The following is a 15,489-nucleotide window of genomic DNA, read 5'->3' on the forward strand; positions in this document are numbered from 1 at the left end:
TAAAGAGACTGAAAAGTTTTGCGAAGTTCTTTGTTAAAAAGATTACTCACTCTACAACCAAACAAATTATATTCCCATCAAAATCAGTTACGATGATTTGGTTTTTGCTGATCGCAGTTATTGTGTTTACATATCCATTTGTGATTTTGTGCTTCCAGAGAATATTTCCATTTGATGAATCAAGCGAATAGATAACACCGTTTTTAATAGGATAAAAAATTACTCCGTCTTTTTCAATTATTTGTGCTGAGCTAATATCATATCCGAATTTGCAATCAGTTATCCACATTGGTTCCTGTAATTCTTTTGAAGAGGGAAGTGCAAGAATTGTATCGTTCATAGTTCGGATGAAAATCTTATCACCTTTTTCTGATATTCCGATAGTTTCCCGCACCTGATATTTTCCGGTTCGCCACAACTGTTTACCACTTTCAATATCAATTGCTGTCATTTGTCTGTCTGGTGCAACGATGAAAACTGTTCCATTAGATATTACAGGTGTACAAGCAGCCGGTGAATAAAATTTTCCTTCACGATCGCCTTTCCATTTCCAGATGAGATTTCCGGAATTTGCATTAAGGCAATAAAGATGTTCATCCCAGACACCAAAAATAATTTTATCATTAATCAAAGCTGGCTTACATTCAACAAATCCATTCAGCTCTGAAAACTGCCAGATAATTTTTCCTGTTTGTAAATTGATTGCACGAAAAGTTTTGTCACTGCTTCCGATATAAACAATGTTGTTGTGAATTAGTGGTGAGCCAAGCACTGCAGCATTCGTTTTGAATTGCCAGATTAATTCACCGTTATTTTTACTTAAGCAATAAATAGAACTGTCAGCAGAACCAAATACAACATAATCAGATGAAACTGCAGGAGATGAATAAATTGCATTATTTGATTTAAATGTCCACTGAACACTTCCATCATTAATATTCAAAGAATAAAATTTTCCTGATACATCTCCGACAAAAATATTTTCATCACTCACCGCAGCAGAAGAACCAATCGTGTAGCCGGTGTTGTACCGCCATTTTACTCTTACATTTGGATAGAAATTGTTGATAGAATAATCCGGAAATTTTGTTTCTGTAAAATTTAGTTTTTTAGATATGCTGATTGAATGCCATCTGCTATAATTTTCTTTCGAATTATTCTTTTCATAAAAAAATACAGAGTCATCTTTAATCTCAACAATGTTATAACCGCCATTTTCTTCCTTTGCTCTTAAATTTGACCTTCCCATTATTCCGGGAATTCCCTCGAGATTATAAATTTTATTTGCGTGTCCATGTCCAAACAAAACAAACTTTGTGTTGAGAGTTTTCAATCGTTTCGTCATTTCAAACCAGTTTGCAATGCTTTCATCAAGAGGGTAGTGAGTAATAAAAATCATTGGTTTAACAGAATCAGATTTTATTTTGAATAATGAATTAAACCATCGTAAATCTTCCGGTGCAAAATAACCGTCAGCCATTCGCATTCGAGGTCCTTCGTGCAAACCAATAATAAGCAAACTCTGATTTTCAAAAACAAATCTGTCATTTCCCCAAAGCCGTATAAAATCTGTGCAACCGGATTCACTCCATTTTGTGTCGTGGTTGCCTGGAATAATGTAGTAAGGTTTATTAAGTTTATCGAGAATTGATTTTGCAAGTGAAAGCTCTTCAAGTGTACCAGTTGCAGTTATATCACCGGAGACAATTGTAAAGTCAATATCTTTAATTGAATTAATATCGTTTACGGATTGATTTAAGTCTTCACTAGCTGTTGGATAACCGATATGAATATCTGTCAGCCAAGCAAATTTTAATTGCTGCGGAAATGATGATGAGAGATAAAGAAGTATTAAAACAAAAATTTTTTTCATGCCATCTTGCTTACTAAAGAATCAAATTTAATTTCGAACAAATGATGAATTAAATCCAGATCTTCCTGAGAAATTTTTATTAATGTTTGTGTATTCTTAATTGCCTGTTCAGGTGTTTTTATTCCCGGAATTACTGTTGAAACTCCTTTGTGGTTCATTATGAAGCTTAAAGCAAAAGTAACTTTATCCACTTTATACTTGTCTGAAATTTTCCAGACATCATCCAGGGAATCAATAAGCTCAGATAGAAATTCTGGCTTAAGACGGAAACTTCTGTGATCATCTTCGCTAAATCTTGTTTCTTTGGTGAACTTGCCTGTAAGCAATCCAAACTGAAGCGGAATTCTTGCAATTATTCCATAACCTTTTTGGGATGCAGCTTCGATAAGTTTAATCGCTCTTTGATTTATGATGTTGAATGCAACCTGAAAACCAGAAGCAAGATTTCGTTGCATTAAAAATTCAGCTTCTGGATATGGATTGAAAGTGTTAAGAGAAATTCCCCAGTACCGGATTTTGCCCTTAGATTTCAGTTCTTCCATAGCTTCAATACATTGACCATCCTCAAGATGATTTAGTTTTGCTGAATGAAGTTGATAGAAATCAATATAATCTCTTTTTAATCTTTTCAGACTTTCATCGCAGGATTTGAGAATGTGAGCTTTGGTATAGTCAAGAAGAATTTGATCATTCTCAACACGATGACCAACTTTTGTGGCAATTATAACATCAGTTCTGTTACCAAAAACTTTTCCGATAAGTTCTTCAGAGTGTCCGAAGCCATAAAAGTCAGCTGTATCATAAAAATTAATTCCAAGGTCAAAAGATTTTTTGAGAGCTTCGATCGAAGTGTTGTCATCAACATTACTCCAACCGATTGGTAAATTTCCAACCTTTGCCGGACCACCAATTGCCCAGGCACCAAAACCAACTTCACTCACGAGTAAATCTGTGTTCCCGAATTTTCTGTAGTTCATATATACCTGAATGTTATTTTTTGTTCACAAATTTATGAATACCGTAACAAATAAAAACGCAACCTTTTAGTTGCGTTGGTAATTTTATTGTTAAATCTTATAAGCACGGAAAGGTCAGGAGACCTTTCCCCACAGAATAATTATTTCAATAATATCATTTTCTTACTTTGCTTGAAATTATCTGTAATTAAAGAATAGAAATAAACTCCGCTCGAAAAATCATTAGCAGAGAATTCAACAGAGTAATTGCCTGCATTCAAAACATCATCAACCAAAGTTGTAACCTCTCTTCCGAGAATATCGCTAACAATTATTTTAACAGAAGTCTGTTCAGGAATACTGAATTTAATTTTTGTAGATGGATTAAACGGATTCGGATAATTCTGTTCAAGTTGATAAGAAACAGGTAACTCCGGATCCGTTTGTTCAACCGATAATGGTGCAAAGTTTACAATTCGTAAATCATCAAAATAAATTGTGCCGGTGCTTGGATTGCCGGGGAAATATGTTAGCTGATAACTATCAATTCTCAACGGTGGTTCGAGTACTCCATTTCCAAGCCATGTTCCGGTTTGTCCTTCAGCAAGGTTCCAGTTAACAGCTTTCCAGCCAACCCAATCTATTTCATACCAGGGACTTACTTCATATCCGCCAATGCCCTGATCAATTACACAAAATCTGAAATAGTTTCCGCTTCCATCACCCCAGACAAAAGTCTGAAGAATATTTGTGTTGTCAAATGTTGGAGTAACCGGAGTATACTTTTCTCTTATCAACCAGTTAGAAGCGCTTGTGTTCCAATCATAATTTAATTGCATTGACCTTGTGCTTCCTGTATTAAGATTTACTATCGAAGAGTTAAGAGCCATTGTTGTATTTGCAGGATTTACTCCAACAGTTGAACCGGATTCGGTTGGTTGCCACCAGGAACCAACACCATTTTCAAAATTATCAATCAGAAGTAATTGATTGTATGTATTGCTTCCAGTCGTGAAAGTAAAATCATTTTGTGAAGTGATTTCATTTCCGTAAAGGTCTTTTATTCCCGGAAGAAGTTGAATTGTGTAAGTTTCATTTTCTGCAAGCAATGTCGTAACGAAAAAGTTCAAAGCGCTTTTTCCGTTTACTGTGTAAAATCTCAAAATTCCATTTGCAAAAGTCCCGTTAGAATTTCTGTAAACTTTAACTTTACCCGAAACTGTTGATGTGCTAAGCGGTTCATCGAATAAGATATTTACAACAGGTTTTATTTCAACATCTGTTGAATTTGGGTCCGGATAAACACTCAGAATCTGCGGTGCAGTTACATCCTGCGGTTTTGTGTATATGGTTTTTGTAAAAGCATCTCCGGGAGTTCCGTCGCCATTTCCATCAAATGGATGACCGAATTTTCCCTGGGCAGTTGGATTTATTGTAATCTGGTATGATGAATTAAAGGCAAAGTTTGATGTATTAATTGACAAAGTTTTATCACTGTTGCTCCAGGTGAAAGTAACCCCAACAGAAGGATTAATGTTGATTGCATTTTCAGTGGAAGCTCTATCCATTTGTCGAGAGAAGTTTATGACGAAACTTTCATATCCCGGATAAAGAGTATCATTTGCTGGTGAAGTGCTTGCAACTGTTGGTGGAACATTTGAAATCATCTGCACATCTTTGAATGTAATGAAAGTATCCGGCATTGTAACTGTTGTCAGTAAAGTATCATAACCATTTCTGTAAAACTTAATCGGATGAGTTCCCTGAGGTATGTTTTCAAAGTAGTAAAAACCGTTTCTTAAAAATTCAGGATCATATCCGAAACGATAGAACAAAGATTCATAAGTATCAGTAGTATCAATCTGACCGTTTATCTCTATGATTGCACCGTTGATTGGTAAACCACTTTCATAATCAGTAATTATTCCTGCAACAGTTCCGGCATAAGGTCGCGAAAGATTGTGATATTTTAATATTGTCCAGAACATTGTTTTGGCTTCCATTCTTTTCCAAAGCTCATTCATATTTCTTTGGTTTTGAGTTGGATTAGTATGAAAACCAGCTTCACTAAGTTCTGAAGCCATATTTGTTTCTCTGTTTACCCAAAGATATGGAGTTGATCCTGGGACATTATAAAATGTTCTGTCTCCAATAGAACCTCTTGTAGTTGTTCGCATTCCGGCAGTCAGAAGAACTACCATAATATCGCTCATCTTTTTTCCACCCGGAGGATATTTTTCAGGACCGTTGATTCCTAATTGTCCCCACAAGAGTAAAGTGCTGTTTGGAGTTGGTGAAGATGCAGCATCGCTGTGGATTGAGTGGTAATGAGCAGCACCAAGTGCGTTTGCCTGATCAGTTCTTTGTCCCAGTGATACCTGAACAGAATCATTTTCACGACAAATGTAAACTGTATCAATGTCTGTCCAGTTGAGTAACATTTGTCTGAGATGCAAACCTACTCTTAAGTTTTTCTCTGCTTCCGAGTAACCGTAAATTCCCATATTTTCAAACTGACTGTGTCCGGGATCCAGATAAATATTCCAGTTCGATAATCCTGTAACCTGTGCTTTCATATCAAAGTGGTTGCACAGAATTAAACTTATAAATGTGATGACAGCTAAATTTTTTATTTTCATCTTAAACTCCATTAATCCAAATTCATAAAGTAGATTGAACCTTCATCAAAAACTTCGAATACAATTTTGTTGTTCATAAAAGAAGCGGAAGGTGATAATTCAATTTTGTCATTTGTATTTGTGATGTTTCTTTTTTCAGTTCCATCATATTTAATTGTATAAATGTCTGATGAAGTAAACTGATGTCCGTCATCTTCAGTAATCATATAAATCAGGTGTTGTGAATCAGCCATCCATTTTGCTCTGTAACCTTTCCCTAAATCGACTAACTCAGTTCCATCAATTTTCATCGAATACAAATTACCTCCGTAAATCTCAAATGCAATTCTTTGGTTATCGGGAGAAACGGAAATGTTCATACATTTTTTACCAGGAGTAGGTTCAAAGATTTTTATTGTGTTATTAGTTAAATCTTTTACACCAATCTTATCATCATTAGTCAGATAAACTAAAAATTGTGCTGAACTTTGTCTTTGTTCAACATTTGCAATTAGTCCGGTACTAAAGCTTTCAATCTGATTATCAGTTACGATAAAAACATTTTCATTGTAATTTGACCATCTTGGTAATGAAGGCATTTTAGTTCTGTAATCAGTAAGTTGTATTGCTTCAGCAGTTTCTACATTATAAATTTTAACTGCGTTGTAGCGAATCGGTCCATCATAATAAGCTGGTCTGCTTAAAATAAATTTTGAATCAGGTGACCATTGCATTGCGAAACCGGCAGCAATTTCATCAGTGATTTGATTGATAGAATTATCAGAAAATTTATAAATCCAGATACCCTGGTATCCTGCTTTTGTGAATGCAACAAATTCACCATTTGGTGAAATTGTTGGATTCATACAAATGTCTTCAACTGAACCAGTAATTTTGATCGGGAGAGTTTGAGCAACAACATTCATCAGAAGAAGATTTAACATTAAGACGATGATTTTTATTCTCATCAGAAGTGCCTTTTAATTTTATTTGATAATTATAAATTGTTATCTGCTTCCCCATAAGAGCATTGAAAAGATATTAAAAATTTTTTTAACAATCATTATATAATTTCAATTATTTCGTTTCTATTTTTGAAATGAAATTAAAAGGTGCTTTTAAATGAATAAAAAACTTACCATAGTAATTCCAAAAGGCAATAAGCAGGCAAATCAGGTTACTATCGAAAGATTAAAGAATAATCTTTTAGTCGATAAAATAATTTTGCTTTCCAATGATGATGATAAACTTAATGCTGATGAAGTAATTCAAATTGAAAGTTTTCAGACAACAGATACAATTAAAAAAATTTCCAAACATCTTAATACTCAATATGTTTTGTTGGTTTTAAGTGATAAGCCAATTCTTCCTGGTCATTTTATGATTGAAAGATTCATTCAGATCTCTGAAAACACAAACGCCGGATTGGTTTACTCCGATTTTTATGAATCGGAAAACGGTACTTTGATTGCTCACCAGGTAATTGATTATCAGGAAGGAAGTTTACGAGATGATTTTGATTTCGGTGAGATGCTTTTCATCAGAGCAGATGCTTTCAAAAATGCAGTTAGCAAAATGAACAGTGATTATAAGTTCGCAGGAATTTATGATTTGCGATTAAAAATTTCAGAAAGTAATTCTTTGTTTCATATTCAGGAATACTTATACACAGTAGAAAAAGCTGAGAAAGTTGGAACAGAGGATAAACATTTCAGTTATGTTGATCCGAAAAACAGACAAGTACAAATTGAAATGGAAGCTGCCTGTACAGAGCATTTGAAAACTGTTGGAGCGTATTTAAAACCCGAGCAAAAACAAATTGAGTTTGAAAATAATTTTGAATTTGAAGCAAGTGTTATAATTCCAGTTCGCAACAGAGTTAAAACAATTGGCGATGCAATCAAATCAGTTTTATCACAAAATACAAATTTTAAATTCAATCTGATTATAGTTGATAATCATTCAACTGATGGCACTACCGAAGTAATATCAAAACACGCAAAAGAAGATAACAGAATAATTCATATTATTCCCGAAAGAAAAGATCTTGGAATCGGAGGTTGCTGGAATGAAGCAGTTCATCATCAAAAATGCGGAAGATTTGCTTGTCAGTTAGATAGCGATGACATCTATAAAGATGAGAATACACTTCAGACAATAGTTGATACTTTTCATAAAGAGAAATGTGCGATGGTAATAGGTTCATACCAGATTACAGATTTTAATCTAAATGAATTACCACCGGGACTAATAGATCACAGAGAATGGACAGATGAAAATGGTGCAAACAATGCATTAAGAATTAATGGACTTGGTGCACCACGTGCGTTTTACACTCCAATTCTTCGTGAGATAAAAATTCCGAATGTTAGTTATGGTGAAGACTATGCTGTTGGTTTAGCAATTAGTCGTGATTATAAAATTGGTAGAATCTATCATTCACTTTATCTTTGCAGAAGGTGGGAAGGTAATACTGATGCAAAGCTTGATTTACCAAGAATAAACTCAAATAATTTTTATAAAGACAAAATCAGAACAATCGAATTATTAGCACGGAAAAAGAAAAACTCTGCAAAGGTTAAAATTTAACACCGAAATATTGTTTATAAATGACTTTTGTAGATGCAATTTATTGACTTTAGCAAGCGAAATAATTAGTTTTTCAATAGTCAAAAATTCCAATTGACTAAAAATTAATTCACGATAGAACTATATGAATACCGTAACAGGTTTTCATAATTTTCCATCAAAGGAGTCAGAGATATGAGAAAACTTCTACTGTTCTTCACCCTCTTTATAACTGCCTTCACAATTCAATCCTTTGCACAAACAGGAAAAATAAGCGGATATGTCCGTGACGCTGAAACAGGCGAAGAGCTTATTGGTGCAAATGTAATTATTGAAGGCACGACAATGGGTGCCGCAACGAATATTGATGGTTATTATTCAATTATCAATGTTCCTCCCGGCTCTTATACAGTAAGAGCTTCAATGGTTGGTTATTCTCCCAAAACCTTTCAGGATGTAAGAGTAAATATCAATTTAACAACTGAATTGAATATTACTCTTAGTTCATCTGCAATACAGACTGAAGAAGTTGTGGTAATTGCAACCCAACCGATTGTTCGTCAGGATGTTTCTTCAAGTGTTGTGAACCTGAATATTGAAGAAGTAAAAAGCTTACCTGTTGTAAGTGTAACAGGAATCATTGGACTTCAGGCAGGTGTTCAGGGCTTAACGATTCGTGGTGGTGGAAGTGATCAAACTGCATTTGTAGTTAATGGTATCACACTTCGCGATGAAAGAGATAACACACCTTATACCGGAATCAGTTTTACATCAATCGAAGAATTGCAGATTCAGACAGGTGGTTTTAATGCTGAATATGGAAACATTCGCTCAGGTCTTATCAACATTGTAACCAAAGAAGGAAAGAAAGATAAATATTCAGTTTCCTTTATTGGAAGATACAGACCTGCAGGAAGAAAACATTTTGGCGCAGCTGTCAATGATCCAAATTCATATTGGATAAAACCATATATTGATCCTGATGTCGCATGGACTGGAACAAACAATGGAAATTGGGATATATACACTCAAAGAAATTATGCAAAATTCCCCGGTGGATGGAATGCTGTTTCCGAAGCTTTGTTAAGTGATTCTGACCCAACAAATGATTTAACACCTGAAGCAGCTCAGCAACTATTCTTATGGCAACACAGAAGAGAACTTGATATCAATAAACATGATTATGATGTTGATATGAGTGTAAGTGGTCCGGTTCCGGGTGGGCAATCGCTTGGTAATCTGAGGTTTTTAGCTTCATACAGACAAACCAGAGAAATGTATTACATTCCTCTTTCAAAAGATTCTTATCAGGATTTTAATGGTCAGATTAGATTAACTTCTGACATTGCAACCGGAATGAAGCTATCAGTTGAAGGATTATATGGAGAGCAAACCGGAACAAACAGCAGTCGTTCAGGTGGACCTGGTTTATTCCGTTCTGCTTCCGGTATTGCAAGCAATATCGATGTGAGAGCTGGTGCAAGCTATCTTGATGCCCGAGTTTATGCGTCAGATTACTGGGCTCCAAGTAAGATCATAACTAATATGCAAGGATTTAAATTTACTCATGTTTTAAGTCCTCAAACATTCTATGAAGTACTCGGAAGTCGTGTTGCATCGAAGTATGATACAAATCCGGGAAGAAAAAGAGATACAAGAAAACTTTATAATATTGGTGGTGTTCTGTTCGATGAATCTCCAATTGGTTACTTTAGTGGAGTAAGCTCCGGAATTGGTTCTGCAATGAATATGGGACTTGGATACAGTAACTCAAGAGATTCAAGTAAACTTGCCACATACACATTAAAAACAGATTTTGCCAGCCAGGTTGATAAATATAACTACATAAAAACCGGATTCGAATTTATTTATACAGATAACAATGTTAACTATGGTTTAATTGAACCGGCTCTGCCTTCAAGCAATTCAATTTCAGCATGGCATACATTCCCGAAAAGATTAGGAGTTTATGTTCAGGACAAACTTGAGTTTGAAGGTATGATTGCAAATCTCGGTATAAGATTAGACTATCTTGACCCGGGCGGAGAGTGGTATGAATATGATCCATACAACAAAGCTCTTTCCGGAAAATTTGCTGGTGGATTGGATACTCTGTTAAAGAAAGTTAGCGTTGAGAAACAATTAAACATTTCACCACGACTTGGTGTAGCATTCCCAATCACAGTTAACAGCAAACTTTATTTCAACTATGGTCATTTCAGATCAATGCCCGTTCCTGAAAACTTGTTCTTGTTAAGACGCTCTCTTTCAACATTCGAAGTAACAAGAATTGCAAATCCTTCGAATCCATTACCAAGGACTATTGCTTATGAGTTGGGTTACGAACAAAATATGTTTGATCAGTTTTTATTAAGTATTAAAGGTTATTACAAAGACATAAGCGATCAACCAAGATTGGTAACTTATATCAGCAGAAATGGTGCAGTTAATTATTCCAGACCTGAACCGAACAACTATGCTGATATCAGAGGATTTGAGATTGAACTTCGCAAGAACAGAGGCGAATGGATAACAGGATTTTTCAACTATACTTATATGGTCACAACAAGCGGTTTCTTCGGACTTGATATTTATTATGAAGACCCAGCATTATTCAGACAAAGACAAACTGATACAAAACTACTTTATCAGAATAAACCTGTTCCTCAACCTTATGCTCGTGCTAATATTGATATCTTTACTCCTGATGATTGGGGTCCGAGTTTAGGCGGAGTAAAAATCTTTGATAAGTGGAGATTGAATTTGCTCGGAACCTGGAGTTCAGGAACATTCTTTAGTTGGACTGGTCCCGGTGCAGCACAAGCTGGTTATGAAAATAATTTCCAATGGAATGATTTCTATAATCTTGATTTAAGATTATCAAAGACATTTAATTTCGGAAGACTTGAAGTAGAATTATTTATGGATATGTATAATGCATTAAATATCCGTTATATGAGTTATCAGGCAGGATTTGTTGATGCACAGGATTATTATGATTATATGAAATCACTTCATCTGCCGGCAGATAAAGTTAAAGATTTCAATTATGGCAATATTCCGGGTGATGATAATCCGGGTGATTACAGAAAACCAGGAGTTGAATGGCAACCTTTAGAGTATGCTAACAATGTTTTTACACTGTCGAATCCAAATAAAAGAGCCTGGTATTTTGATGCACAAACAAGCAATTATTATCAATGGGATGGAAATAAATGGAATAAAGTACCTGATTCAAAAGTAAAGGAAGTGCTTGATAACAAAGCGTACATTGATATGCCTAATTTGCATTATACAACTTTTCTTAACCCAAGAAATATATTCTTCGGAATTAAATTTAATTTCGATTTATAATAGTTAAAGAATTTAAATAGAGGAACTAATGAAAAGATTAAAACAAACAACACAGCTATCAATCATACTGATTTCCATAATGTTTGTTTTCCTTTCATCAACTGAAGTGAAAGCACAATTCACAAATGTCTGGATGTCAGCAGGTAGTTTACATAGCTGGTATTCGGAAATTGGCTCTGAGCTTGAAGAAGCATTCGTCAGAAGACAACAGTACGGAATGCAATGGCCAGCAATTTACAAAGCTCAGGATATGCAGGCAGCCAGAGGATTCTGGATTGGTGCTAAAGATTTCACTGATGAACAGGGAAATAATTTTCCTTATAAAGTTGTAACAATCGGACCTCGTAATCCAATGTTTTACGCTGCTTATCCTGTTAAAATGGAACTCGTTAGCAAGTTTGATGCTCCGATTGTAACTGTTGATGGAAATCTTACTTATGAGAAATCCGTAACCATAGACAGAGTGGAAGATACTCTCAAAGCTGATAGAATGATTATCAATGCTGTTAACACCCAGCTTGGTGTTACAATGGAAAGAAAAATTTATCAGTTCTCTCAGCAGTATCACGATAATTACATCGTTTATGAATATACATTTACAAATACCGGTAACACAGACGGCGACCCGGAAATCGAACTTCCTAACAATACTGTTAAAGATATGTATGTTTTCTGGACTTACAGAAATGCTGTTAATGCTTCTACAAGATATGTAATTGGTAATTCAACAGGTTGGGGTAAAAATACAATGAACGATGCCAGAGGCGATGGAGTTAAACCAGATCCTGCCGGTGAACAATTTCGTTGTCAGTTCTCCTGGCATGGTTTCACTGGTGAAAAAGATGTTTCTTATGATAATATCGGTGGACCTATCTGGGCACTGAATAGTAATGCGTTATTATATAATGCTTCTGATGATACAATTGGAAGACTTGGTGCAACACAATTCATTGGAGTATTAACATTACACGCTGATAAATCGGCAACTGATAAATCAGATGATCCTGCTCAACCTTCTCACACTTCTTATCTTGATTCTGATGATGATAAATTATTAGGCGGTAGAGATAATGCTTTTAATATTGCAAGAATGACAACTCAATATGAGTTTATGGCTAACACCGGTCATATGAGTCCGAGACACGCAGACCTTGTTGAGCCAAGTGGTGATTTCGCTCTGCAAAGAACAAACCCGAACCTTGGCAATACTGGTGGGTTTTCATTTAATAACGGCTATGGTCCTTATACACTGGGTCCTGGTGAAAGCGTAAGAATTGTTATGGTTGAAGGTGCTGATGGACTCTCAAGAGCAGAGCAGATTAGAGTTGGAAGATTATTTAAAACCGGGGGTATAAGTGCTATTGATAAAGACAGAATAGTTATCGACAGCGGAAGAGTAAAACTGTTTCAGACTTTCCAGCGAGCAACTGATAACTTCAATTCCGGTTGGAACATTCCTCAGCCGCCAAGACCTCCCAAAACATTTGAAGTTCAGGGACTTGGTGACAGAATTTCTCTTACCTGGTCTGTTGATGCTTCTGATCCAAATCCGCCAACAGGTTTCAGAATTTATCGTACACTTGGCGATTACTTCAGAGATTATACTTTGATTGCAGAGCTTCCTGCAGATGCCAGAAGTTTTGATGATGTAACAGCAATTCGCGGTTTCAGTTATTTCTACTATATAACTGCTATTGGTGCTGATCAACCTGGTGGACCTGGAACTCCTCCGGGAAAACTTGAGAGCAGCAGATATTATACTCAAACTTATGAACCGGTCACATTGAAAAGACCTCCGGAAAAAGATTTATCAAAAATCAAAATTGTTCCTAATCCTTATGTTATAGATTCTGATTTCAGATATTCAGGAAGATATGACGATGATAAAATTTCATTCTTCAATCTCCCGACAAATTGTACTATAAAGATTTATACAGAACTTGGTGAATTGATCAAGACAATTGAACACAAGGGAAGTGGTGATAATTACTGGTATAATGTTACTTCATCAAACCAGATAGTTGCAAGCGGAATTTACATCGCAGTATTTACAGATAATGATACAGGCGAAAGTAAGATTGAAAAATTCGCAATTATCCGTTAACAAAAATTTTATGAAAATAAAAAAGGCATTACAAATGAAAAGATTATTAACTCTACTGATTGCAACAGCAGTTCTTTCATTTGCAGGATGCGAATATTTCGAGAATAGCGATACATTGAACATCTCTTCATTTGAAGTGAATCTTACCGGGTTACCAACATTACCCTCATCACTTACTTATGTCGGATGGTTCGATGGAGATGATATTCCTGCAACTTACCTTTTCGATAAAGATGCTGATGCGAACGGAAATATATCTTATATAAATAATGAAACACCTTTGAAGATTCTCGACAGCGCTCAGATTTTCTATATCACAATAGAAAACAAGGCTGATGTTGGCGCACCCAATTTCAGACCGAGTTCAAGAATTATACTTCAGGGAAGATTCACTAAAGGTGCTGCTAACCTTTGGATAAGTGAAAACGCTGACAAGTACTCCATAGCAAGAGCCAAATATTCTCTTGATACTCCAACTGACGATCCGGCTGCAAATGATTTCAGCGGATTATGGTTTGTTGATTCACTCGATGCCGGTACACCTGCTGCTGGTCTTGATTTACCAATTCTTTACGGTGGTTGGATTTATGAAGGATGGATTGAAGTAAATGGAAATTTCATTTCGACAGGAAGATTTTCAAATCCTGCTGCAGCAGATTTGTTTAACGGATTTAGTGGAACAGCAGCTGCTTATCCCTTTCCCGGCGAAGATTTTCTGAACAATGCACCTTCTGGTTTTACATTTCCTCTTGATCTCAGAGGTGTTAAAGCTCATATCAGTCTTGAAAGGAGAAATGGTGACCCAAACGGAACAGCACCAAACATTATTCTCTACAGCACTGAAATTCCGGCAAATGCAGTTCATAAAAAATCTTATGATATGAATTATACAAACAACACATTACCGCAAGGTTATGCAGTTATAAAAGTGGATTTACTTGAGTAGAAAATTCATTACTCTTAAATCTGAAAAAAAATTATAGGTATTTAAATGAAAAAAATAATTTTACTAATGGTCGTCAGCTTAATCATCACTACTGTGCTTAATGTTAATGCACAGGAAAGAAAAAAGCTGGCTCAAACTGGAATGAAATTTTTAAGTGTTTCACTTGATCCACGCGCTGCAGCGTTAAGCGATGCTATGACTACCGTTCAGAATAATTCAGCCTCAATGCTTTATAATCCTTCAGGTATGGCTGAAATGGATAGATTAGTTGATTATTCATTCGGTACCACAAGATGGATTGCAGATATTAACTACATTCACGGAACTGCTGCATTAAATCTTTTTGACGGACAATATGGAGTTATAGGACTTTCGCTTGTTGCTGTGGATTACGGTGAATTCAATGGTACAATTGTAGCCAATAACGATGATGGTTACATTGATGTCGGAACATATAAGCCAACAGCAGTTGCTCTTGGTATTGGTTACGCCAAAGCATTATCTCAGAAATTTTCTGTTGGTGGAAATATTAGATTCGTAAGACAATCAATGGGAACAGCCGTTGTAACAGTTGATCCTACAGGTAAAGCAGTTTCAAAAGAGCATAAGGCAGAAGTTCTATCTTTTGATTTCGGTATGTTATATCACACAGGATTCAAAAGCTTGGATTTTGGAATGAGTATCAGAAATTTTTCTAAAGAAATAAAATATATTGATGAATCATTTCAGCTTCCGCTTACATTCAAAATTGGTCTTTCAATGAATCTGATTGATTTAACAGAAATTGATCGTGGTATGCATTCATTCCTGCTTTCTGTTGATGCATCGCACCCAAGAGATTATCCTGAACAGGTTTCGGTTGGTGCTGAATATACTTTCCTGAATACTTTCTCAATTCGTGGTGGTTACACTTTCCCGACTGATGAACAGGAATTCAGCGCCGGTGTTGGCTTTAAACAGGAATTAGCCGGAGTTAATTTCGCAATTGATTATTCCTACACTCCATTTGGAATATTCGATAATGTTCACAGAGTATCAGTTAACATTGGTTATTAAAAATTTTAAGAGAT

At 35.5% G+C, this 15,489-nt stretch carries 9 protein-coding genes; 5 read left to right on the top strand and 4 right to left on the bottom strand.

The window, feature by feature from the left end; translation table 11 throughout:
- Window positions 1–46 precede the first annotated feature (46 nt).
- The 4 genes from Q0X14_RS15385 to Q0X14_RS15400 form a co-directional block, all read right to left on the bottom strand.
- Window positions 47–1,873, bottom strand: a complete 1,827-nt coding sequence (locus Q0X14_RS15385; protein WP_297840588.1) for a PQQ-binding-like beta-propeller repeat protein — start codon at window positions 1,871–1,873, stop codon at window positions 47–49.
- Complete coding sequence (locus Q0X14_RS15390) at window positions 1,870–2,850, bottom strand: aldo/keto reductase (RefSeq protein ID WP_297840590.1); 981 nt, start codon at window positions 2,848–2,850, stop codon at window positions 1,870–1,872. The genes Q0X14_RS15385 and Q0X14_RS15390 overlap by 4 nt, the downstream gene beginning before the upstream one ends.
- A gap of 140 nt (window positions 2,851–2,990) precedes the next feature.
- Complete coding sequence (locus Q0X14_RS15395) at window positions 2,991–5,468, bottom strand: Ig-like domain-containing protein (protein ID WP_297840593.1); 2,478 nt, start codon at window positions 5,466–5,468, stop codon at window positions 2,991–2,993.
- Window positions 5,469–5,479: 11 nt separating this feature from the next.
- Window positions 5,480–6,415: a hypothetical protein gene (locus tag Q0X14_RS15400; protein ID WP_297840596.1), complete on the bottom strand. Its 936-nt coding sequence runs from the start codon at window positions 6,413–6,415 to the stop codon at window positions 5,480–5,482.
- A 154-nt stretch (window positions 6,416–6,569) separates the two neighbouring features.
- Here Q0X14_RS15400 and Q0X14_RS15405 point away from each other — a divergent pair, with 154 nt between their 5' ends.
- From Q0X14_RS15405 to Q0X14_RS15425, 5 genes are all read left to right on the top strand, one after another.
- Window positions 6,570–8,036, top strand: a complete 1,467-nt coding sequence (locus Q0X14_RS15405; RefSeq protein WP_297840599.1) for a glycosyltransferase family 2 protein — start codon at window positions 6,570–6,572, stop codon at window positions 8,034–8,036.
- A gap of 174 nt (window positions 8,037–8,210) precedes the next feature.
- Entirely contained in the window at window positions 8,211–11,369 is a 3,159-nt protein-coding gene (locus tag Q0X14_RS15410) for a carboxypeptidase-like regulatory domain-containing protein (protein WP_297840602.1), read from the top strand.
- A 28-nt stretch (window positions 11,370–11,397) separates the two neighbouring features.
- A complete protein-coding gene (locus Q0X14_RS15415; protein ID WP_297840606.1) occupies window positions 11,398–13,473 on the top strand; it encodes a hypothetical protein in 2,076 nt (691 codons plus the stop codon).
- A gap of 34 nt (window positions 13,474–13,507) precedes the next feature.
- On the top strand, window positions 13,508–14,419 hold the full coding sequence (locus Q0X14_RS15420) for a hypothetical protein (protein ID WP_297840609.1): 912 nt from the start codon (window positions 13,508–13,510) through the stop codon (window positions 14,417–14,419).
- A gap of 45 nt (window positions 14,420–14,464) precedes the next feature.
- On the top strand, window positions 14,465–15,475 hold the full coding sequence (locus Q0X14_RS15425; RefSeq protein ID WP_297840612.1) for a PorV/PorQ family protein: 1,011 nt from the start codon (window positions 14,465–14,467) through the stop codon (window positions 15,473–15,475).
- The last annotated feature ends 14 nt before the right edge of the window (window positions 15,476–15,489 follow it).

The sequence above is a fragment of the Ignavibacterium sp. genome, from assembly GCF_025998815.1.
Taxonomy (GTDB): domain Bacteria; phylum Bacteroidota; class Ignavibacteria; order Ignavibacteriales; family Ignavibacteriaceae; genus Ignavibacterium.

What these genes read in the sequence shown, in the direction of transcription:
- Q0X14_RS15385 (WP_297840588.1), bottom strand. Translation starts at nt 1,873, where the DNA reads ATGAAAAAAATTTTTGTTTTAATACTTCTTTATCTCTCATCATCATTT.
- Q0X14_RS15390 (WP_297840590.1), bottom strand. Translation starts at nt 2,850, where the DNA reads ATGAACTACAGAAAATTCGGGAACACAGATTTACTCGTGAGTGAAGTT.
- Q0X14_RS15395 (WP_297840593.1), bottom strand. Translation starts at nt 5,468, where the DNA reads ATGAAAATAAAAAATTTAGCTGTCATCACATTTATAAGTTTAATTCTG.
- Q0X14_RS15400 (WP_297840596.1), bottom strand. Translation starts at nt 6,415, where the DNA reads ATGAGAATAAAAATCATCGTCTTAATGTTAAATCTTCTTCTGATGAAT.
- Q0X14_RS15405 (WP_297840599.1), top strand. Translation starts at nt 6,570, where the DNA reads ATGAATAAAAAACTTACCATAGTAATTCCAAAAGGCAATAAGCAGGCA.
- Q0X14_RS15410 (WP_297840602.1), top strand. Translation starts at nt 8,211, where the DNA reads ATGAGAAAACTTCTACTGTTCTTCACCCTCTTTATAACTGCCTTCACA.
- Q0X14_RS15415 (WP_297840606.1), top strand. Translation starts at nt 11,398, where the DNA reads ATGAAAAGATTAAAACAAACAACACAGCTATCAATCATACTGATTTCC.
- Q0X14_RS15420 (WP_297840609.1), top strand. Translation starts at nt 13,508, where the DNA reads ATGAAAAGATTATTAACTCTACTGATTGCAACAGCAGTTCTTTCATTT.
- Q0X14_RS15425 (WP_297840612.1), top strand. Translation starts at nt 14,465, where the DNA reads ATGAAAAAAATAATTTTACTAATGGTCGTCAGCTTAATCATCACTACT.